We start from the raw sequence: 20,410 nt of genomic DNA on the forward strand, positions 1-20,410 counted from the left end.
ATTCCGGCCAGCGTGTTTGACGGGGCGCCTAAGATCAAAATCAAAAGCAAAGCGCGGCGGCCGAATAGCCGACCGAATCGTTGAAGCGTACGCGCTCCCCTGTAGGAGCAGGGCTTGCCCGCGAAGGTCGTTAACCATAACGCGGGAAGCCAGGATAAACGCGGCGCGCTCACTGGTTCTAGGGCTGCTTCGCAGCCCAACGCGGGGCAAGCCCGCTCGCCACAGTAAGTCGGTTACACAGAACAAAAAACGTATCTACGATGCGCAGCGAGTCGCTCTTGCTTTTGATCTTCGGCGCCCCGTCAAACACGCTGGCCGAACGCAGGCTTGAGGGAACACCGAGCCTAGGCGAGGTGCCGAGTGTTGGGGCGAAGGCCTTTTGGTTACTTTTGGGCCTTTCCAAAAGTGACCCGCCGTAAGGGCGGAACCCTAAGCCGCCGTTACATAAAAAACGGATATGTACTCAATCACATCTGAAACCGCTGCCGCTCCGACTCATACAACGGCTTCACCAACGCAAACTCCCGATCAATCTGATCCACCAACTCCCCCAGATCCCCAACCACAGGCCCAACGGACTCAACCTCCAACCGCTGACACAACTGCGCCAACCTCACCGCCCCAAGGTTCCCACTGCTGCCCTTGAAACTATGCGCAATCCGCCCCAACGCCTTCGCATCATCCCTGGCCTTGCGCAGCGCTTCGACGCGCTTCTGGGAATCATCAAGAAAGGTATCAAGCAACTTGGGATACTCGCCTTCCATGACTTCCTGCAAACCCGACAGCACCTCCGGGTCCAGATGTAGATCAACCACTTGCTCGCTCCTTGATCAAGAATCGGCGGATTATGCCAGAGCCTCCCAGGAAAACTCCACGCAGACACTGCGCCCGCCATCCGACCAGCGTACATCGCTGCTCAATTGGCGCACCAGGCTCAAGCCCCGGCCGGACAGACGGTCGATATCCAACGGCCGCGCCAGCACCTGTTCCACATCGAAACCGGGGCCGCTGTCCTCGACGCGCAGGGTCATCCTGCCACCCGCCTCCGTCGGTACCACCTGCACATGCACCCGTATATAGCCGCTGTTGAGTTGTGCCAGGCGGTCATTACGCAGACGGTAATACTCGGCAAACCCCTGGGCGTCACGCTTGAGCCGTGAATCCAGGCCCAGCACGCCATGCTCCAGCGCATTGGAATACAGCTCCGCCATCACGCTGTACAGCGCCCCGCTCTGCTCGCGCAGGCCGTGGATCTCCAGCAGCAGTTGCAGCAGGTACGGCAATGGGTTGTAACGCTTCAAGGTCTCTGCACGGAATTCGAAACTCACCGACCAATCCAGCGGACAAGACTGCCCACTGTCGGCATACAACGGTCCGCTCGCACGCAGTTGCTGGTCGACTTGCAGGGTGATCTCCACCATGCTCACGTCATCCCGCGCTTTGCCTCGGAAGGCCGCCAGCGCCTGTTCGATATCTTCAAACAGCCGATCAGGCTCGCGGTTGGCGGCGAACACCTGCTGCAAACGTTCAGCGCCAAACAGCTGCTCATTGGCGTCAGCGGTATCCAGCACGCCATCGGACAACAGGAACACCCGGTCACCCAGGGCCATGGGCCAGACCTCGGTGCGATCATCAAAGGCTTGCGCCGACAGCACACCCAACGGCAAATGCCGCGACTCCAGTGGCGTGCGTTTACCCGTGGCGATTTCATGCACATAGCCTTCGGGCATGCCGCCGTTCCACACCTCCACCACCCGCCGCTGCGTGCTCAGGCACAACAGGGTGGCGCAGCAGAACATGTCCACCGGCAGGATGCGCTTGAGCTTGGCGTTCATCTCCCGCAGGGTCTGTGCCAGGCCGTAGCCCTTGGCGGTCATGCCGTAGAACACTTCTGCCAGGGGCATGGCGCCCACCGCCGCCGGCAGGCCATGGCCGGTGAAGTCACCGAGCAGCACGTGCATGTCGCCGGACGGGGTGTAGGCAGCCAACAGCAAATCACCGTTGAACAACGCGTAGGGCGATTGCAGGTAGCGAATATTCGGCGCGGCGTTGATACAACCGGAATGGGCAACCTTGTCGAACACCGCCTTGGCCACCCGCTGCTCATGCAGGAGGTAATCATGGTGTTTGGCGATCAGGTCGCGTTGCTGCAAGACCGTGGCCTGCAACCGACGCAGGCGGTCCATGGCATTGATCTTCGCCGCGAGAATCAGCTGGTTGTAGGGCTTGGGCAGGAAGTCATCACCACCGGCATCCAGGCACTGGGCCAGCGCTTCGCTCTCGCGCAGGGAGGTGAGGAAAATCAGCGGCACCAGCTCTTCACCCGCCAATTGCTTGATCCGACGCGCCGCCTCAAAACCGTCCATCACCGGCATCAGCGCATCCATCAACACCAACTGCGGTCTCTCACGGGTAAACACCGCGACCGCTTCAGCACCGTTGGTGGCCGTGAGCACCTGGTGGCCCTGGCGTCGGATGATGGTCGACAGCAACAGCAGGTCGGCGGCGCTGTCTTCGGCGATCAGGATCGTCAGCGGCTCAAGGACCGGGGCCAGGACGCTCAACTGATGTCGAACAGTTTGTCGAAGTTGGAGATACCGAGGATCTTGCGCACATCCGAATTGCTGTTGATCACCCGGATATCGGCGTCATCGCCGGCATGATCGCGCAGCAGCAACAGCATGCCGAGGGCGGAGCTGTCGAGGTAGGTCGTCTCTTTCAAGTCCACGACGTAGGTAGTGGGCACCTTGTAGAAACGCTCGTAAGCGTCACGAAACGCTTGATGGCTGCCGAAATCAAACCGGCCCTTGACCGCGATCGTCAACTTATTCCCATCCAGGGATACTTCTGACTCGACTGACATGTGACTGCTTCCTTGTCATTGGCAATGACACAAGGTTTAGCAGGTGCAGGGGATGTGGGCAACCTTCAATAGACGTCTTTGCGCGGCAAGCGCTGGGACAGCTCATCGAGCAGCTTCTGCTCGCGCTTGTCTTCAAGCGCCCGCGCTTCGTCGATATAGCGCTGCACCAGCTTGCGCAGACCTTCGACCCGGGCAAACGCGGCCTGCCAGCTCTCACGCGCCTTGTCGAGGTTGTTCTGGTGCCACGCCAGGCTTTGGCGCTGCTGGCCGACGGCGGTTTCCAACTGGTTGAGAAAGCCCTGGTAACCCATCAGCCATTGGCCGGACACGCCCTTGCTGCCGCGCTCGATCCATTGCTGCTGGTACTCGCCGCGAAAACGCTCCAGGTCGCCCAGCTTGCTTTCCGCCAGGCGGACTTGCCCCTGGAAGTAACCCAGGCGCTGCACGGCGGTTTTCTCGGCCTTTTCGGCCATGTCCACCACCGGAGCCAGGCGCGCGGCGCGGCTGTTGGCCATGGCTTAGCCGCCCGGCGCCGGGGCGAAGATCGACTGCAGGTGCGCTTCGCTTTCGCCCATGCTGATCTTGTCGTTGAGGCCCTGGCGCAGGTACGTCACCAACTGCGGTTGCAGGGCGATGGCCAGGTCGGTGTCGCGATCACCGCCCGCCACGTAGGCACCGACGCTGATCAAGTCGCGGCTCTGCTGGTAGCGCGACCACAGCTGCTTGAACTGTTGCGCCCGGGCCATGTGTTCCGGCGTAACCACCGCTGGCATCACCCGGCTGATGGACGCTTCGATGTCGATGGCCGGGTAGTGCCCTTCTTCCGCCAGGCGCCGTGACAGCACAATGTGGCCGTCGAGCACGCCCCGCGCCGAGTCGGCAATCGGGTCCTGCTGGTCATCGCCTTCGGACAATACCGTGTAGAACGCGGTGATCGAGCCACCACCGGCCTCGGCGTTACCGGCGCGCTCCACCAGCTTGGGCAGTTTGGCGAACACCGACGGCGGGTAACCCTTGGTCGCCGGCGGTTCGCCGATGGCCAGGGCGATTTCCCGCTGGGCCTGGGCGAAACGCGTGAGCGAATCCATCAGCAACAGGACGTTCTTGCCCTTGTCGCGGAAATATTCGGCGATGCGCGTGCAGTACATGGCGGCGCGCAACCGCATCAGCGGCGCATCGTCGGCTGGGGAGGCAACCACCACCGAGCGCTTGAGACCTTCTTCGCCGAGACTGTGCTCGATGAATTCCTTCACCTCGCGGCCCCGTTCGCCGATCAGCCCGACCACGATGATGTCGGCCTCGGTAAAGCGCGTCATCATGCCCAGCAACACCGATTTACCCACGCCGGTACCGGCGAACAGGCCCAGACGCTGGCCACGACCGACCGTCAATAATCCGTTGATGCTGCGAATGCCAACGTCCAGCGGCACGCTGATGGGGTTGCGGTTGAGCGGGTTGATAGTGGGACCGTCCATCGGCACCCAGTCCTCGGCCTTCATGCCGCCCTTGCCGTCCAGCGCACGACCGGCGCCGTCGAGTACGCGACCGAGCATGCTCATGCCCATCGGCAGGCGGCCGGTGTCGGCCAACGGCACCACGCGGGCACCAGGGGCAATGCCCGCCAGGCTGCCCACGGGCATCAGGAAAATCTTGCTACCGGAAAAGCCCATCACTTCGGCTTCGACCTGCACCGGGTGGTAGCTGTCGTCGTTGATCACCATGCAGCGGCTGCCCATGGCGGCGCGCAGGCCTTCGGCCTCAAGGGTCAGGCCGACCATGCGCAGCAGGCGTCCTTCGAGGATCGGCTGGCCGGGCAACTCCGTGGCCTCGGCGTAACCGGCCAGGCGCTTGGCGAAGCTGGTGCGGTCAAGGCGCATCGACGGCGTCCAGGTCCACGCTCAGATCAGGCTCGGCCGGGTGCAGGGCCTGTTCGTGGAGCTGATCAAACAGCTTGGCCATGATCTGGCTGATGCGGGTCTCCACCGTGGCATCGATGCGACTGTGTTCGGTTTCGACGCGGCAACCACCGGGCTGCAACGATGCGTCTTCGACGATGCGCCAGGTTTCTTCATGACGCTCGCGCAGGGCCTTGACCTGTTCGAAATCCTGCGGGTTGATGTACAGCCGCACGTTGCCGACGCCCAGGGGCAGCAGCTTGAGGGCTTCGCGCATCACGCTTTCGATATGACTGGAATCCAGCGCCAATTCGCGCTGGATCACCTGGCGGGCGATGTGCTGTACCAGGTCGACCATGGCCTTTTCGATCTGCGAATCCTGCTCGGCGATGGGGTCGAACAGCGTGCCCATCAAGCGTTCCAGGCTGGCCAGCTTGACGCTCAGGGCCTCTTCGGCCTCCTGGCGCACCTTGAGGGTGGTGCTGCGAAAACCGTCTTTTTCACCCGCCGCGAAGCCTTCGTTGTAGGCCTCCTGGCGGATGGCTTCCAGTTCTTCCAGGGTCAGTGGCTGGACTTCATCCAGCGGCACTTCTTCCATTTCCACCGGAGGTTCTTCGACCGGTTCCGGCTCGGGTTCGGGCACATGCGGGTCGAAGCTGGGCAACGACCAGATGTCGAACCCACCGACGTCCCGTGCGCGAATCAGATCGCTGGGCGCCTCATCTTTGTTCGACATGGGAAGCGCCTTAGATCATTTCTTCGCCGCCCTTCCCGCCGAGAACGATTTCTCCGGCTTCGGCCATACGGCGGGCAATGGTGAGGATTTCTTTCTGCGCGGTTTCCACGTCGCTGACGCGTACCGGGCCCTTGGCTTCCAGGTCGTCGCGCAACAGTTCCGAGGCACGCTTGGACATGTTCTTGAAGATCTTCTCTTTGACGTTTTCGTCCGAACCCTTGAGGGCCAGCACCAGCACGTCCGAGGACACTTCGCGCAGCAACGCCTGGATGCCGCGGTCGTCGACATCGGAGAGGTTGTTGAACACGAACATGAGGTCTTCGATCTGGCCGGACAGGGTGTCGTCGATCTCGCGGATCGAGTCCATCAACTGGCCTTCGACCGAGCTGTCGAGGAAGTTCATGATGTCTGCCGCACGCTTGATACCACCCAGGGTGGTGCGCGAGGCGTTCGAGTTGCCGGAGAACTGCTTCTCCAGAATCGTGTTGAGTTCTTTCAGCGCCGCCGGCTGCACGGTGTTCAGCGACGACACGCGCAGGATGATGTCCAGGCGCACTTTATGGTCGAAGTGGCCGAGCACTTCACCGGCCTGGTCGGGGTCGAGATACGCCACCACGATCGCCTGGATCTGCGGGTGTTCGTAGCGGATCACGTCGGCGACGGCACGCGGCTCCATCCATTTCAGGCTGTCGAGGCCGCTGGTGTTACCACCGAGCAGGATGCGGTCGATCAGGCCGTTGGCCTTGTCTTCGCCCAGGGCCGAGGTGAGCATCTTGCGGATGTAGCTGTCGGAGCCGACGCCCAGGCTGGTCTGGTCGCCGACGATCTCGACGAACTCGCTCATCACCTGCTCGACCTGCTCGCGGTGCACATTGCGCATCTGCGCCATGGCCACGCCCACCCGTTGAACCTCTTTGGGCCCCATGTGGCGCAGCACTTGGGCGGCGTCGGTTTCACCCAGGGACAGCAGCAGGACTGCGGCTTTGTCGACCTTGGTGAGCTTGGCAACAGCGGCTCGATTATCACTCATCTGCGTTGATCCACTCTTTCACGACCTGGGCCACACGGCCCGGGTCTTCTGCCACCAGACTCTTGATTGCGTTCAGCTGAGCGTCGTAACCCTCGCTCGGGCTTGGCAACAGGATGCTTTGCGGGCCGCCGAGGCTGACGCGGTCGTTGGCCAGTTCGCCGTCCAGGCCGCCCATGCCACCCAACTCGACGTCGCTGCCACCATAGGCCGCCAGTTGTTTCTTGCCGTTGCCGGTGATGTTGTTGAGCACCGGGCGCAGCACGCCGAACACCAGCACCAGGATGAACAACACACCCAGCACCTGCTTGACGATGTCCCAGAACCACGGCTGCGAGTAGAACGCCGGCTCGGCGATCACTTCGCCACGCTCGGCAGAGAACGGCATGTTGATCACGCTGACGCTGTCACCCCGGCTGGCGTCAAAACCGACGGCGTCCTGCACCAGGCGCGTGAAGCGCGCCAATTCGTCGGCGCTCCATGGGGCACGGGTAACGGCGCCATCGGCGGCATTGACCTTGACCTGGTCATCCACTACCACCGATACCGACAGGCGATTGACGCGGCCTTGTTGCTGCTTGGTATGGCTGATGGAACGGTCGAGTTCGAAGTTCTTGGTCGACTGGTTACGCTTGTCCGCCGGGTACGGCGCGAGCATCGGCTGCCCAGTGGCCGGGTCCATGATCTGTTGGCCATTGGCGTCCAGCAGCGGCTGGCCTGGCTGGATGGCGCCAGCGCTGGCCGTAGCGCCACCGGTGGTTTGCGGAGCCGAGGCCGGGGCCGGCGGCTGGTTGCTCAGGGCGCCCGGTACGCCTTGTGGCGGGCCGTTGGCAGCGGTGCGTTGTTCGCTGGTGGACTGCTCGCTGCGCAACGCCGGCTGGTCCGGGTTGAACTGCTCGGAGGTCGATTCGACGGCGCTGAAGTCCACATCGGCGGACACTTCCGCCTTGTAGCGGTCGTTGCCCAGCACCGGCTGCAGGATGTTGTGCACACGCTGGGTCAGCATGCTTTCCACACGGCGGCTGTAGTCGAACTGCTTGCCGGCCTGGGTCAGCACGGAGTTTTCCGCCTGGTCGGACAGCAGGTTGCCCTTCTGGTCGACCACGGTGATTTGCGACTTGCTCAGCTCAGGCACGCTGGTGGCGACCAGGTTGACGATCGCGAGCACCTGGCCTGGCTCCAGGGAGCGGCCGGCGAACAGTTCCACCAATACCGAGGCACTGGGCTTGCGTTCATCGCGCACAAACACCGAGCTTTTCGGAATGGCCAGGTGCACGCGGGCACCCTTGACGTTGTTCAGGCTGGAGATGGTGCGCGCCAGTTCGCCTTCCAGACCGCGACGGTAGCGGGTGGCTTCCATGAACTGGCTGGTGCCCAGGCCCTGGTCCTTGTCGAGGATTTCGAAACCGATATTGGCGTCGGACGGGGTAACGCCGGCCGCCGCGAGTTTCATGCGTGCACGGGCCACATCGTCGGCCTTGACCAGCAGCGCCCCGGAGTTGGGCTCCACGGTGTAGGCGATGTCGGCGGCGGCCAGGGTTTCCATGATCTGCTTGGAATCCATGCCCGCAAGGCTGCCGTACAGCGGCCGGTAATCCGGTTGCTGCGACCACAGCACCACGGCAAAACCAATCGCCACGCTCGCTGCCAGGCCGACCATCAGGCCCACCTGACGCAACATGGTCATTTCGGAGAGGTTTTCCAGGAACGACAGGCCAAACAGCGGCGGCTTGCCGTCTGCCTTGGCGGGTGCGTTGTCCACGACTGCTTCTGCCATGACTTAAATCTCGTCCTTAAACCGGCATCTGCATGATGTCTTGGTAAGCCTGAACCAGCTTGTTACGCACCTGGGTCAACGCCTGGAACGACACACTGGCCTTTTGCGAGGCGACCATCACATCGGTGAGGTCCACGCCGCTTTTGCCGATCTCGAACGCGTTGGCCAATTGGCTGGAGGCTTGCTGGGTATCACTGACTTTGTTGATGGCCTGGCCGAGCATGTCGGCGAAGCTGCTTTGGCCCAATTCCGGCGCAGGCGCGACGGATTTCGGTTGAGCCATGGCATCCATTTGCATGGAGCGCATATCCAACATCAACCGATTGAACTCAATACCCTGGCTCATGAACTTCTCTCTCCGACAACCCGCATGTTTTTTGACGCTACGCCGCAATTACTAGGTGAAGTAGCAACAAGGGTGCCAGCTCTGGTTCAACTCGTAAGAAAAGGCGACAAACCTTGTCCGCCTTGTTACCGATTATGTGGCGAACAGATACGCCTCGACGTCCATGCCGGCGTCACGCATCTGCGCCAGCTTGTAGCGCAAGGTCCGCGGGCTGATCCCCAGGCGCTCGGCGGCCTCTTTGCGGCGGCCGCGCTCGGCGCGCAGGGTGTCGATGATCATCTGGAATTCGCGACGACGCAGGTCGTCGCCCAACGCACCGGCGGTTTCGGTTTCGACCATCACGGGCGCAGGCGCCAGGGTCGGCAGCGGCGCAACCCCGCTGCCCATGGCCAGGCAGAAATCCTGGGGCTGGATCAGGCCGCCCTGCTGCAGGATCAACGCACGCTGGATGGCGTTGTCCAGTTCCCGGACGTTTCCCGGCCACGGATAGGCGACCAGGCAAGCCTGGGCCTCGGCCGACAGGCGTGCCTGGGCATGCTTCATTTTTTTGACGTGGTTGCCCAGCAGGCGCTCGGCCAGTGGAATGATGTCCGCCGGGCGCTCGCGCAACGGGCGCCAGGCCAGGGGAAAGACCGAGAGACGGTAGAACAAGTCTTCACGGAAGCGCCCCGCCGCCACTTCGCCCGCCAGGTCACGGTTGGTGGTGGCGACCACGCGGATATCCAGCTGGATCGGCTTGCGTGCGCCGACGCGCTCTACTTCGCGCTCTTGCAGCACCCGCAGCAACTTGGCTTGCAGGCCCAGGGGCATCTCGGAAATTTCATCGAGCAAAATCGTGCCGCCATCCGCCTGCTCGAACTTGCCCGCCTGAGCCGCAATAGCGCCGGTGAACGAGCCTTTTTCGTGGCCGAACAGCGTGGCTTCGAGCATGTTGTCGGGGATCGCCGCGCAGTTGATTGCGATAAACGGCTGCTTGGCGCGGGTCGATTGCTGGTGGATGTAGCGGGCCAGCACCTCCTTGCCGGTGCCGGACTCGCCGGAAATCAGCACGGTGGAATCACTGCGCGCCACGCGGGCAGCCAGCTCCAGCAATTGTGCGCTGGCCGGTTCGAAGGCAATCGGACCTTCGCCGTCGGTGGCCGGGACCACGCCCAGGGCATGCCGTGCGACCAGTTCGATCAAGGCTTTGGGTTCGAACGGTTTGACCAGGTAATCCGCCGCACCCTGGCGCATCGCGTCGACTGCACGTTCCACAGCGCCGTGGGCGGTCATCAGCAACACCGGCAACTGTGGCTGACGCGCACGCAGCACACCGAGCAACTGGTGGCCGTCCATGCCCGGCATGTTCACGTCGCTCACCACCAGGCTGAAGGACTCTTGCTCCACCGCCTCCAAGGCGTCCTCGGCAGAACCGACCGCCCGGTAGTCATGGCCCGCCAACAGCAGCGTGTCAGCCAATGCTTCACGCAGCGCGCGATCGTCTTCCACCAACAGAACCTTGATAGCCATAACCTCTTACTCCGTGCTTGCCGCGCATGAAAACAGCGGCAAGGTCATCAATGCACAGGTGCCACGCCCGACACGGGAATGCAGCTGCAATTCTCCCTGATGGGCACGCGCCACTGCCTTGACCACGGTCAGGCCCAGCCCGGTACCGTTGGTCTTGGTGGTGAAAAAAGGTTCGCCCAGGCGCTGCAATACGGCAGGCTCGATACCGCTGCCGCTGTCGCTGATGCATAGGCGCAGGGTTTGCTCGCGGTTGTACAGGTGCACCTTGAGCCGCGCACCAGGGCCGCTGGCCTGGGTGGCGTTTTCGATCAGGTTGAGCAGCGAACCGACGAGGGTGTCGCGGTTGCACAGCAGCTCGCCGAGATGGCTGTCGCACTGCCAACGCACTTGTACGTCTTGAATGTGGGTGGCGGCCGCCGCTTGCAGCGCCTGCATCAACTCGGCAGGCGTGATGCGATCGGTCAGCGGCAATTCACCACGGGCAAACACCAGCATGTCGCGCACCTGGTGCTCCAACTCATGCAGGCGCTCCTTGAGGCGCCCGGCAAAACGCTGGTGAGTGGCCGCGGGCAATTGTTCGTCAGTCAAATGACTGGCGTAGATCAACGCCGCCGACAGTGGCGTGCGGATCTGATGCGCCAGGGAAGCGACCATGCGCCCCAGCGAGGACAAACGTTCGTGGCGCGCCAACTGGTCTTGCAGGTGACGGGTTTCAGTCAGGTCGTTGAGCAGCACCAACTGGCCCGGCTCCGCGTCCAGGGCGCGCGTGGCGATGGACAAGCGGCGACCGTCCTTGAGCGAAATTTCATGGCCATCGTCTTCACGCGGCGCAAAGCAGCGGGTGATTACGTGACGCCACAGCTCGCCTTCCAGAGGCAGGCCAAGCATGTCACAGGCCGCCGGGTTGGCTTCACGCACGCGACCTTCTTCGTCGATGACGATCACGCCACCGGGCAACAGCGACAGCAGGTTTTGCAGGCGGTTGGCCAGGCGCTCCTTCTCGGCCAACTCTTCCATGCGCTGGGCACTGACCACCGCCAACTCGCCCTTGAGCTCCGAAACACGGGCTTCGAGCAGGCTGTAGGAATCGGTCAATTGGCTGGACATCTGGTTGAACAGCGAAAACGCCTGCTCCAGGCCCTGGCGGCTTTGCTGTTCTACAGAGGGAACCAGGCCTGCAATGGCAGGACTGGAAGAATGTTGGGCGGCGTGGGGCATCATGCTCTCTCGCTTGGCTGACCGTCAGTTAAACGGAACGTTGCGAGGGCTGTAGCAATACCCGTGCCGAAAAAAAACCACTGAAGTTTCAGTGGTTTAAAAAACAGGCGTCAATCATCCGCCTGTTCGTCACCTTCTTTGCGGCTCATGCCGTACTTGCGCATCTTCTCCACCAGGGTAGTGCGACGGATGCGCAGGCGCTCGGCGGCACGGGCGACGATGCCGTTGGCGTCGTCCAGAGCCTGCTGGATCAGGCCTTGTTCCAGGTTGCCGAGGTAGTCCTTCAGGTCCAGGCCTTCGGGCGGCAGCATGGCGGTAGAGCCGAAGTCCGGGGTATGACCGTTGATGGCCACCCGTTCTTCCAGGTCGCTGCGCAGGCTATCGACCAGTTGCTCGTCTTCGTCGTCGACGTAGCGGAATTTCTTCGGCAGCTCGACCACGCCGATCACACCGTAGGGGTGCATGATCGCCATGCGCTCCACCAGGTTGGCCAGCTCGCGCACGTTGCCCGGCCAGCCGTGGCGGCACAGGGACATGATTGCGGCGGAATTGAAACGGATCGAACCGCGCTTTTCGTGCTCCATGCGCGAGATCAGTTCGTTCATCAGCAACGGGATGTCCTCCACGCGCTCGCGCAGCGGGGCCATCTCGATCGGGAATACGTTGAGGCGGTAGTACAGGTCTTCGCGGAAGCTGCCGACCTCGATCATGCTTTCGAGGTTCTTGTGGGTGGCCGCGATGATGCGCACGTCGACGCTCTGGGTCTTGTTGCTGCCCACGCGCTCGAAGGTACGCTCCTGCAACACGCGCAGCAGCTTGACCTGCATCGGCAGCGGCATGTCGCCGATCTCGTCGAGGAACAGGGTGCCGCCGTTGGCCAGCTCGAAACGCCCGGCACGGCTGGTGATCGCCCCGGTAAAGGCGCCCTTCTCGTGGCCGAACAATTCGCTTTCAAGCAGCTCTGCCGGAATCGCCCCGCAGTTGACCGGCACAAAGGGCCCGTCGCGGCGCTTGGAGTGATAGTGCAGGTTGCGCGCAACCACTTCCTTGCCGGTGCCCGACTCGCCGAGGATCAACACGCTGGCGTCGGTATCGGCCACTTGCTGCATCATCTGGCGCACGTGCTGGATGGCGCGGCTGGTGCCGACCAGGCTGCGGAACAGGTTGGGTTCGCGATGGCGACCGCGCTCGCGGGCCTGGTCGTACATCTCGCGATAGACCTGGGCACGGTGCAGGGAGTCGAGCAATTTGCTGTAGCTGGGCGGCATTTCAAGGGTGGAAAGCACCCGGCGGCGCTGGTCTTCTGGCAGTTCGACAGAAGAAATATCGCCCATCAGCAACACGGGAAGGAACTCATCCCAGGTTGACAGTGTCTTTAACAAGCCCAAAACAGCGCCAGGAGCGTTTACCGTCCCGATCAGCACACAAATGACTTCACGGCTCGATGACAATGAGCTGACCGCCTGCTGCCAGTCATGGCTGCCGCAGGGCAAATTTTCTTCGCCAAGAAAATTCAAAATCACCGCTAAATCGCGGCGGCGGACGCTATCGTCATCAATCAGCAGAATTTTGGTTTCACGCCACATGCAATAGCAACTTCCCTAGTAAAACTTCCTGCCCCGAAGTGAGGGCAATCGAGACGCCTGTACGACTTTGTACCTTACTAGACGTCTGAAATCTGAAAACAGCACTAGTTAAGTCAAAAATGCTGGCACAGTCAAATATATGACGCGCCCATCGGACCAACTGCGGCTCTTCAGCCGAACAGATGGTAAACCTTTGACGCATTTTTCGCTTGGTTGATCTGCGACATCTCCTCGAAAATCGCCTGCCGCTCGCCCGTCGTCACTTCGAGCAATTGCTGGTAAACCGCTAGCAGCCCCTCAAGCTTTTCGCGCAACGCATCCTCGTCTACCGGCGCTTCGCTGAGCACCTCGTCGATGACATGACGACAGCCCAGGTCCAGTTCGCCGATGGCGTCCCAGTTGCGGTCCGCCAGCGCGCCCATCAGCGCCTCACGGGTTTCATCAATGCGTTGCAATGCTTGGCTCATGACGTGTTCCTCAAGGCCGCTTGGCCTTATTGTGCAGCGCCTTGTGGCGCGCCGATGGCATCCCAGCCTTCTTTCACGGTAATCAGCAAACGGGCGACTTCGTCGATCATGTCGGCATCGTTGTGCAGATTGGCCTCCATCAAACGGTTGGTCATGTACACGTACAGACCTTCCAGTTGCTGAACGTATTCCTTGTTGTCGCTTTTTTCCGCGCTCAGGCCATCACGAAGCCCGATGAGGATGTCGGCGGCCTTGCCCAGCATCAGGCCCTTCGCGGCGATATCACCACGCGCCAACGCACCTTTGGCCTGCGCCATACGGTCGAGCCCACCCTCCATCAGCATTTGCACCAGGCGGTGCGGGCTGGCTTCGGAGATCTGGGCATGGGAATTGACCTTCTGGTATTGGCGAAGGGCTCTCATGGGATTCATTTTTCTACCTCGTGACAGGCAACAGCGAGATGGGTTGCAGTAACCATTATGTCGACTGGATCGCAAAAAACTTTAACCCGTCGACCTTATGAAGAACAAAGCCCAGGTCAATGGACCCGGGCTTTTTCAATCCGCATTCAATCAGCTATCACTGCTTTGTGATTTGCTGATGGCATTTAGCGTACCGAGGATACTGTTGCTCTGCTGGCGCAGTTGCGCCACCAGCGTATCCATGGCGGTGTACTTGCGGGTCAAGGCGTCTTGCATGGTGGTGAGGCGATCATCCAGGGCGACCTGCTGTTTGTTCAGGTCTTTGAGGCTGTCCGACAAGGATGCCGAACGCGTCGCCAGAATCCCCGTACTGGCCTTGGCATAACCATCGGTCGCCGCTGTCAGGCGCGCAAGCAAACCGTTCTTGCCACTGAAAATACTGTTGATGTCGGCGGCGTTGGTCAGTACGGCCTTGTCCCACTGCTTGGCATCGATGCTCAGCGCGCCGGTGTCCTGGTCGGTGGTAACACCGAACTGGGCCAGGGATTTCAAGGTGCCGTTGCCGGACAATGCGTTGAACTCGTTGCGGATCGCCGCCTGCAAGGTGCGCATGGTCGAGTCGCCGGTCAAGGTGGCGGCGACGGAGTTACCGGCGGCATCCTTGGTCACCTTGGTCTCGGCGTTCATCGCCTTGAGCAGGGCGTTGTAGGTGTCGACGAAGCCCTTGACCCCGGACTTGAGGGCGGTGGTGCTGGTGCTGACGGAAATGGTCAAAGCATTGCGAGCCGTAGACGCGGTATCCGAAGGCGTGGTCAAGGGCGACACAGAGAGCAACTTGATACTTACACCACTCACTGCATCCGTGATGCTGTTGGTCTTGGACTCTGCAGCAATACCGTCAATGGTGTACTTGGCGTTCTTCGGCTCGCTGACCACTGTGTAACCGGTATCAATCCCCGAGTTGCCCGACATCGTCAGATCGGAACCAACACCGGAGTTGGTGGAGGTCAGGATAAGACGCGAACCGTTGGAGTCGGTAAGGATGTTGGCACTCAGGCCTGCGGTGCCGAACTGCGAGTTGATCGAGTCACGCACCTGTTGCAGGGTCGCGCCGGCCGGCACCTTCAGGTCGAAGTTCTTGCCCGACTGGCTGATCGTCAGCGTCGTTGGGGTGGTGCCACTGTTCACGACCGTCGACTGGCCACCGGCGAAGCTCTTGGTCGACAGCTTCGACGGCGTCGCCAACTGGTTGACGACCAGCGAGAAGCTACCGCTCGCCGCACCCTGGTTGGCCGTCATGGTGGCGACCTTCTCGTCCGAAGACGTACCGGTCAAGCCACTGAAGCTGTTATCGGTGCCCATGTTGGCCAGCGCACCCCGGAAGGCATCCAGGGCTGCCTGGATCTTGCCGATCGACGACAGCTGGGTGGTTGCCTTTTGCGACTGGATGTTGATCTGAGCCTGCTTAGGCGCTCGCTCGGCATCCACCAGGGATTTCACAATCGCCTGAGTGTCGAAACCCGACCCCACGCCGGTAATCGTTGTACCCGCCATCATCTTTCTCCTGTTCCGGTGGCTGCCGTTATCTTGACGACTAGCGCTTCAAGGGGTGACAGCAACAAGTTTCATGCCAGTTCACGCCTTGTCGTCAAACAACACATGACTGGCGCTGGCCAGACTCTGTGCCAGTTTCAAGGCCGTTTCCGAAGGAATCTGTCGGATCACTTCACCGGTGTCGGTGGCAATGACCTTGACCACAACCCTATGGGTGGAATCGTCAATGGAAAAGTCCAGGTTGCGCTGGGCCGCTTGTACGAATTCTTTAATATCGGTGACCGCTTTTTCCAGGCTGTCCTTTTGGGACTTGCCTGCGGTTGGCGCGGCCGCTTCAACCTTAGTCTTGTCTTTATCCGCAACCACAGGTGCCGGCGAGCCTTGAGGGGCCAGCGGCGGATAAGACAAGTTCAGTTTTACACTCATGTCCATGCCCAATCTCCTCTGATTGGAAAAGACGAAAGGGCACGTAAACGCGCCCTTCCGTCATTCACCACGTGCCGCTATTACTGAAGCAGCTTCAGTACAGCGGATGGCAGTTGGTTAGCCTGCGACAGGATCGCAGTGGAAGCCGACTGCAGGGTTTGCTGCTTGGTCAGTTCAGCGGCTTCGGAAGCGAAGTCGACGTCCTGAACGGTGGAGCGGGCAGCGGTGCTGTTTTTCTGGATGTTGGACAGGTTGTCTACAGTGCTGGTCAGACGGTTCTGTACCGCACCCAGGCCCGAACGGGAGCTGGAGATGGTAGCGATAGCCTGGTCGATCACGGACACAGCGTTCTGGGCCTTGGTGGCGTCAGTCACGTCGGTTTGCGAAACGGCGGTCTTGGTCGAAGCAGCCGAAGTAGCGGCACCGAAGATACCGGTCACACCAGCGCCTTCCAGCGAGTAACCCTTGGCGGAGTCCATGTTCACAGCACCGGTAGCGATGATGCCGTCAGCCAGGGCAGTAGCAGTGCCGTAGGTGCCCGAACCGTCTTTGGTGGCAACAGTGATGGTGCCGGCAGCGGTCGAAGCGCTGAAGGCCAGGTTTTCACCGGTGTCGGATTTAACCGACAGAGTGCCTTTGGATTGGTCGTAGTTAACGCTGATGCCCAGTTTGGCGGAGTTGGACTTCAACTGATCAGCCAGGCTGGCAGTGTCGGTGACGCCGACGAAGGTGGTGGCTTGGCCGCCAACGGTCATGGTGAACGAAGCTGGAGCGGTAGCAGCACCGGCGCCAACTACAAACTGAGCTTCAGTGCTGGCGGTAGCGTTCAGGCCACCGATGGCGCCGTTCAGTTGTGCGGCGATGGTTTTAGCGGAAGCAGCAGCTGCTACAGTGACGTTGGCAGTCTGGCCGTTACCGGTTACTGCGATTGCGCCGCCAGCTACACCAGCACCTGGAGCGATACCGATGCTCTTGATTTGCTGCGAACCGATGTTGTTGGCAGCAACGTTGTCCAGGGACAGGTTGATGGTTTCGTTAGCGTTGGCGCCAACCTGGATCGACTTGGTACCGTACGAACCGTCCAGCAGCTTCTGGCCACCGAAAGTAGTGGTCTGGGCGATACGGGTCAGTTCCGAAGTCAGGGCCTGGTATTCGTCGTTGTTCGACTTACGGTCGTCGGTGCTCAGGGAGCCGGTCGCCGAGGACAGAGCCAGGGTACGCATTTTTTGCAGAATGTCGGTCGAAGCCTGCATTGCGCCTTCAGCGGTCTGCGCGATGGAGATACCATCGTTGGCGTTCTTTACAGCTTGACCCAGGCCGTTGATCTGGCTGGTCATACGGGTGGCGATACCCAGGCCGGCGGCGTCGTCTTTAGCGCTGTTGATACGCAGGCCGGAAGACAGGCGCTGCATGGAAGTGGCCAGGGCGCCGCCAGCTTTGTTCAGGTTGCCCTGAGTAGTGATCGAAGCAATGTTGGTGTTTACTGTTAAAGCCATGACGAAATCCTCGTTGGATGGATACTGCGGCTTCCGGCCCTGGCAACCGCCGGGTGTGGCCTGAGAACCTACGTAATAGTTATCGTCGTGGTAGCCGGTTGCTTGAGGATTTTTTTCGATTTTTTTGCTGGCGTCGTGCCACTCCTTGCAATTCAAGGGCTTACGCAGGCAAAAAAGCCCGATTTCATTGGGTTTTCTGGCGCCAAATAAAAAACGCCGATGCTCTTTCAAGCATCGGCGTTTTTTTGTGCTACCGGTTCAAGGTCTCACGGGCGATAGAGAATCGCCGAGCCCCACGACAGGCCCACACCAAAACCGCTGATGGCCACGCGTTTCCAGGTGGCGTCCATCACATGCTTTTCCAGCAGCAGCGGAATGCTCGACGACACCGTGTTGCCGGTCTCGACCATGTCCTTGATGAACTTGTCCACCGGCGCATCTTCAAAACGACGCGCTACGGCGTCGACAATCGCCGCACTGCCCTGGTGAATGCAGAAGGCATCGATGTCGTCGGCCTTTAGGTCCGACTCATCGAGCAGCTCATGCAAATGCGCCGGCACCTTGAGCAAGGCGAAGTTGAACACTTGGCGGCCGTTCATGAAGAACACACCGTCGCTGACCTTCAGGTGCGGGGCGCCGGAACCGTCGGTGCCGAACTTGGACTTGCCGAGCAACCACGGCGCATCTTCGCCCATCCAGGTGGCGGTGGCGGCATCGCCGAACAGCATGGTGGTGTTGCGGTCTTCCGGGTCGACGATCTTCGAATACGGGTCGGCAGTGACCAGCAGGCCATTCTTCAGGCCAGCGGCTTCCATGAAGCCCTTCATCGCGTAGATGCCGTAGACGTAGCCGGAACAGCCCAGGGAAATATCGAAGGCTGCAACGTGGGTCGGCAGGCCGAGCTTGTCCTGGACGATGGCAGCCGTGTGCGGCAGGCCCTCTTCATCGCCGTTCTGGGTGACGACGATCAGCGCGTCGATGGACTCGCGTTTCAGATCCGGGTTGTTGGCAAACAAAGCGTTGACCGCCTCGACACACAGATCGGAGGTTTCCTGCGCGGCTTCCTTGCGCGGCAGGAACGCCGACCCGATCTTGCCAATGATGAATTCTTCATCCTTGGCGAATTTGGCACCCTGGGCGTAGTTATCGATCCCGTCTGCCGGCACGTAACTGGCGATGCTTTTTATGCCAATCATTGTGGCTTCCCAATACTAAATAGCTGGAGAACACCCCAGGGACTACGCCCGGAGTGCTGACAATAAAGGGGATAACCCCATAAAAATCCCGCTGAAAGCCGCCACGCAAGGACCCTGTGACGACTTATCCTTTTCACACGATACAGTGAAGATGCGCTTTATGACTCACAGGTCACTCAATTTTGTGTGCTTTATGCAAAACCTTCAAACAATTAAGTCCCAAAAACGACAACGGCCCGCCCTGTTTCCAGGGCGGGCCGCTTGACGTGAAGCCACTTACATCTTGTTGAACAGGCTCAACTGCGAGATTTTCACGAACGCCAGCTGGGAGGCTTGCAGCATGGTCTGTTGCAGAGCCAGGTTGATGGCCGCTTCACCCATGTCGATGTTAGCCAGATCGCTCATCGTGCTGGTCGTAGCAATGCTGATGCTCGAATTCTCAGTGGCCTGGATCTCCAAGGCATTCTGCCGCGCCCCGACGGACCCCCGCACATTGACGATCTGGGACATCGAATTGGCCAGGTTGGCGATGCTCGAATCAATGGCATCCTTGAGCTTGACCGTCGCTGCCGGATTGCCGTCGGCCGGTGCCTCCAGCGCCTTGCGCAATTGGCCAAGCGTATCCAGCGCATTCTGGGTCTTCTGGGTGTTGGCACCCACCGAGAACTGATCGCCTGGCTGCGGCGGGCCGCTGCTCACGTCAAACGTCACGCCGGCCGCCGTCACCGTGGTACCGCCACCGGTATCGCCAGTGGCGATCGCCTTGCTGGCGCTCGAATAGGGTTGGGCATACACCTCATAGGCCGTTGCGCTGGTGAACTTGATGATCGCCCCGCTGTTGGACGGGAACGTGCTGGCATAGTCCGCCTGGTTGGTGACCTGCGCGCCGGTCAGCTGTGCGCTCGACGTATTGCTCGGCGTGCGCGACACGCTGAACGTGTCCGGCTTGGCCTCCAGGCTGAAGGTACGGTCCTTGACCAACGCATCGGAGTTGGCGCCCGGCGCCACGTCCCCGAGGTTCATGGTGATGTCGAATTTCACCCCCCGCAGTGCAACGCTGGTGCTGCCTTCCTTGGTGGCGTCGAACGTGCCATTGCCCGGTATCTCGGAAGTCACGTCATTGCCGTTCTTGTCAGACACCTTGTATTGCGTGCTGCTGGTAAACGTCAGCTTGTAAGGCTGGCCGTCGGCGAATTTGTTGGCGTAGTCGCCGCTCGATGTCACCAGCCCGGCCGAAAGCGCCACCTTGTGGTCATTGACCGTAGGCGGCACGGTCTGCGGGTTCGGCGCAACCCAGGGGGCCTGGGTGCGACCGGCGTTGGCCGCGCCTTCAAGGATGGTCTTGCCGGTATCACCCGCGCTGACATTCAGCGTATTGGAAATCTGCAGGCTCAGCGGGGTTTCATCCCCCTGGTAGCTGTAGGTGCCATCGTTGTTGCGCGCATACGGCGGCGTCTGGGTCTTGGAGCCGGAAAACAAGTAGTTGCCGGCCGAGTCCTTGCTGTTGAGCAGGCCCAGGACCTGATCTTCAATCGCACCGACCTCACTGGCAATCGAGCGACGATCAGCATCACTGCCGACACCACCGGCCTTGAGTGCCAGCTCCGTGGCACGCTGCATGGCTTCACTGATCGCACCTAAAACACTCTCTTCGTTAGTCAGCGAGTTTTTCAAGCTGGTGATGTTGCCAGTGGACTGGGCCACCATGTCTTTCTGCTGCTGCAGCATCAACAACCGCGCCGCCGCCACAGGATCATCCGCGGCGGTCTGTACGCGCACACCGGAACTGGCCTGGTCCTGGGCCTTCACCACACCCGAATAGTTATCCGAATACTTGGCGGAACTGGTCTCGAAATACTGCTGTGTAGAAATACGCATCGTCCCAGGCTCCC

19 protein-coding genes are annotated in these 20,410 nt (G+C 60.8%); all 19 read right to left on the reverse strand.

Features of this window, described 5'->3' with window-relative positions:
* Nucleotides 1-467: 467 nt before the first annotated feature.
* The 19 genes from BFN10_RS21005 to BFN10_RS21095 all read right to left on the reverse strand — a co-directional run bounded on the left by BFN10_RS21005 (nucleotide 468) and on the right by BFN10_RS21095 (nucleotide 20,396).
* Entirely contained in the window at nucleotides 468-815 is a 348-nt protein-coding gene (locus tag BFN10_RS21005) for an Hpt domain-containing protein (RefSeq protein WP_071491278.1), read from the reverse strand.
* 30 nt (nucleotides 816-845) lie between these two features.
* Nucleotides 846-2,564, reverse strand: a complete 1,719-nt coding sequence (locus BFN10_RS21010; RefSeq protein WP_071491279.1) for an ATP-binding SpoIIE family protein phosphatase — start codon at nucleotides 2,562-2,564, stop codon at nucleotides 846-848.
* On the reverse strand, nucleotides 2,561-2,863 hold the full coding sequence (locus BFN10_RS21015; RefSeq protein ID WP_058424909.1) for an STAS domain-containing protein: 303 nt from the start codon (nucleotides 2,861-2,863) through the stop codon (nucleotides 2,561-2,563). Before BFN10_RS21015 ends, BFN10_RS21010 begins: the two co-directional genes overlap by 4 nt.
* A gap of 65 nt (nucleotides 2,864-2,928) precedes the next feature.
* Nucleotides 2,929-3,378, reverse strand: coding sequence for a flagellar export protein FliJ (gene fliJ, locus BFN10_RS21020; RefSeq protein ID WP_071491280.1), 450 nt, complete (start codon nucleotides 3,376-3,378; stop codon nucleotides 2,929-2,931).
* A gap of 3 nt (nucleotides 3,379-3,381) precedes the next feature.
* Complete coding sequence (fliI, locus tag BFN10_RS21025) at nucleotides 3,382-4,740, reverse strand: flagellar protein export ATPase FliI (protein WP_071491281.1); 1,359 nt, start codon at nucleotides 4,738-4,740, stop codon at nucleotides 3,382-3,384.
* Entirely contained in the window at nucleotides 4,730-5,494 is a 765-nt protein-coding gene (gene fliH, locus BFN10_RS21030; protein WP_071491282.1) for a flagellar assembly protein FliH, read from the reverse strand. The genes fliI and fliH overlap by 11 nt, the downstream gene beginning before the upstream one ends.
* A 10-nt stretch (nucleotides 5,495-5,504) precedes the next feature.
* Nucleotides 5,505-6,524, reverse strand: coding sequence for a flagellar motor switch protein FliG (gene fliG / locus BFN10_RS21035; RefSeq protein WP_010208743.1), 1,020 nt, complete (start codon nucleotides 6,522-6,524; stop codon nucleotides 5,505-5,507).
* The gene (gene fliF / locus BFN10_RS21040) at nucleotides 6,517-8,298 is read right to left on the reverse strand and encodes a flagellar basal-body MS-ring/collar protein FliF (protein WP_071491283.1); all 1,782 of its coding nucleotides are present in this window, start codon (nucleotides 8,296-8,298) and stop codon (nucleotides 6,517-6,519) included. Before fliF ends, fliG begins: the two co-directional genes overlap by 8 nt.
* Nucleotides 8,299-8,314: 16 nt before the next feature.
* Nucleotides 8,315-8,644, reverse strand: coding sequence for a flagellar hook-basal body complex protein FliE (gene fliE, locus BFN10_RS21045; protein WP_015885194.1), 330 nt, complete (start codon nucleotides 8,642-8,644; stop codon nucleotides 8,315-8,317).
* Between the two features lie 132 nt (nucleotides 8,645-8,776).
* A complete protein-coding gene (locus BFN10_RS21050) occupies nucleotides 8,777-10,153 on the reverse strand; it encodes a sigma-54-dependent transcriptional regulator (protein WP_071491284.1) in 1,377 nt (458 codons plus the stop codon).
* A gap of 6 nt (nucleotides 10,154-10,159) precedes the next feature.
* Nucleotides 10,160-11,371 carry a sensor histidine kinase gene (locus tag BFN10_RS21055; RefSeq protein WP_071491538.1) on the reverse strand — a complete coding sequence of 404 codons (1,212 nt, stop codon included), beginning with the start codon at nucleotides 11,369-11,371 and terminating at the stop codon, nucleotides 10,160-10,162.
* A 110-nt stretch (nucleotides 11,372-11,481) separates the two neighbouring features.
* Complete coding sequence (locus BFN10_RS21060) at nucleotides 11,482-12,957, reverse strand: sigma-54 dependent transcriptional regulator (RefSeq protein WP_071491285.1); 1,476 nt, start codon at nucleotides 12,955-12,957, stop codon at nucleotides 11,482-11,484.
* A 170-nt stretch (nucleotides 12,958-13,127) separates the two neighbouring features.
* Nucleotides 13,128-13,424, reverse strand: coding sequence for a flagellar protein FliT (fliT, locus tag BFN10_RS21065; protein ID WP_071491286.1), 297 nt, complete (start codon nucleotides 13,422-13,424; stop codon nucleotides 13,128-13,130).
* 26 nt (nucleotides 13,425-13,450) lie between these two features.
* Nucleotides 13,451-13,855, reverse strand: coding sequence for a flagellar export chaperone FliS (fliS, locus tag BFN10_RS21070; RefSeq protein WP_058424915.1), 405 nt, complete (start codon nucleotides 13,853-13,855; stop codon nucleotides 13,451-13,453).
* Between the two features lie 141 nt (nucleotides 13,856-13,996).
* Nucleotides 13,997-15,400, reverse strand: coding sequence for a flagellar filament capping protein FliD (fliD, locus tag BFN10_RS21075; RefSeq protein ID WP_071491287.1), 1,404 nt, complete (start codon nucleotides 15,398-15,400; stop codon nucleotides 13,997-13,999).
* Between the two features lie 81 nt (nucleotides 15,401-15,481).
* Nucleotides 15,482-15,832 carry a flagellar protein FlaG gene (locus BFN10_RS21080; RefSeq protein WP_071491288.1) on the reverse strand — a complete coding sequence of 117 codons (351 nt, stop codon included), beginning with the start codon at nucleotides 15,830-15,832 and terminating at the stop codon, nucleotides 15,482-15,484.
* A 74-nt stretch (nucleotides 15,833-15,906) separates the two neighbouring features.
* Entirely contained in the window at nucleotides 15,907-17,322 is a 1,416-nt protein-coding gene (locus tag BFN10_RS21085; RefSeq protein WP_071491539.1) for a flagellin N-terminal helical domain-containing protein, read from the reverse strand.
* A 266-nt stretch (nucleotides 17,323-17,588) separates the two neighbouring features.
* Nucleotides 17,589-18,518: a ketoacyl-ACP synthase III gene (locus BFN10_RS21090; RefSeq protein WP_058424918.1), complete on the reverse strand. Its 930-nt coding sequence runs from the start codon at nucleotides 18,516-18,518 to the stop codon at nucleotides 17,589-17,591.
* 276 nt (nucleotides 18,519-18,794) lie between these two features.
* Nucleotides 18,795-20,396: a flagellar hook-associated protein 3 gene (locus BFN10_RS21095; RefSeq protein ID WP_071491289.1), complete on the reverse strand. Its 1,602-nt coding sequence runs from the start codon at nucleotides 20,394-20,396 to the stop codon at nucleotides 18,795-18,797.
* Between the last annotated feature and the right edge of the window lie 14 nt (nucleotides 20,397-20,410).

The organism is Pseudomonas extremorientalis, assembly GCF_001870465.1.
Taxonomy (GTDB): Bacteria; Pseudomonadota; Gammaproteobacteria; order Pseudomonadales; family Pseudomonadaceae; genus Aquipseudomonas; species Aquipseudomonas extremorientalis.

Coding starts and splice junctions, on each gene's coding strand:
- BFN10_RS21015 (WP_058424909.1), bottom strand. CDS start 2,863: ATGTCAGTCGAGTCAGAAGTATCCCTGGATGGGAATAAGTTGACGATC.
- fliJ (WP_071491280.1), bottom strand. CDS start 3,378: ATGGCCAACAGCCGCGCCGCGCGCCTGGCTCCGGTGGTGGACATGGCC.
- fliI (WP_071491281.1), bottom strand. CDS start 4,740: ATGCGCCTTGACCGCACCAGCTTCGCCAAGCGCCTGGCCGGTTACGCC.
- fliH (WP_071491282.1), bottom strand. CDS start 5,494: ATGTCGAACAAAGATGAGGCGCCCAGCGATCTGATTCGCGCACGGGAC.
- fliG (WP_010208743.1), bottom strand. CDS start 6,524: ATGAGTGATAATCGAGCCGCTGTTGCCAAGCTCACCAAGGTCGACAAA.
- fliF (WP_071491283.1), bottom strand. CDS start 8,298: ATGGCAGAAGCAGTCGTGGACAACGCACCCGCCAAGGCAGACGGCAAG.
- fliE (WP_015885194.1), bottom strand. CDS start 8,644: ATGAGCCAGGGTATTGAGTTCAATCGGTTGATGTTGGATATGCGCTCC.
- BFN10_RS21050 (WP_071491284.1), bottom strand. CDS start 10,153: ATGGCTATCAAGGTTCTGTTGGTGGAAGACGATCGCGCGCTGCGTGAA.
- BFN10_RS21055 (WP_071491538.1), bottom strand. CDS start 11,371: ATGCCCCACGCCGCCCAACATTCTTCCAGTCCTGCCATTGCAGGCCTG.
- BFN10_RS21060 (WP_071491285.1), bottom strand. CDS start 12,957: ATGTGGCGTGAAACCAAAATTCTGCTGATTGATGACGATAGCGTCCGC.
- fliT (WP_071491286.1), bottom strand. CDS start 13,424: ATGAGCCAAGCATTGCAACGCATTGATGAAACCCGTGAGGCGCTGATG.
- fliS (WP_058424915.1), bottom strand. CDS start 13,855: ATGAATCCCATGAGAGCCCTTCGCCAATACCAGAAGGTCAATTCCCAT.
- fliD (WP_071491287.1), bottom strand. CDS start 15,400: ATGGCGGGTACAACGATTACCGGCGTGGGGTCGGGTTTCGACACTCAG.
- BFN10_RS21080 (WP_071491288.1), bottom strand. CDS start 15,832: ATGGACATGAGTGTAAAACTGAACTTGTCTTATCCGCCGCTGGCCCCT.
- BFN10_RS21085 (WP_071491539.1), bottom strand. CDS start 17,322: ATGGCTTTAACAGTAAACACCAACATTGCTTCGATCACTACTCAGGGC.
- BFN10_RS21090 (WP_058424918.1), bottom strand. CDS start 18,518: ATGATTGGCATAAAAAGCATCGCCAGTTACGTGCCGGCAGACGGGATC.
- BFN10_RS21095 (WP_071491289.1), bottom strand. CDS start 20,396: ATGCGTATTTCTACACAGCAGTATTTCGAGACCAGTTCCGCCAAGTAT.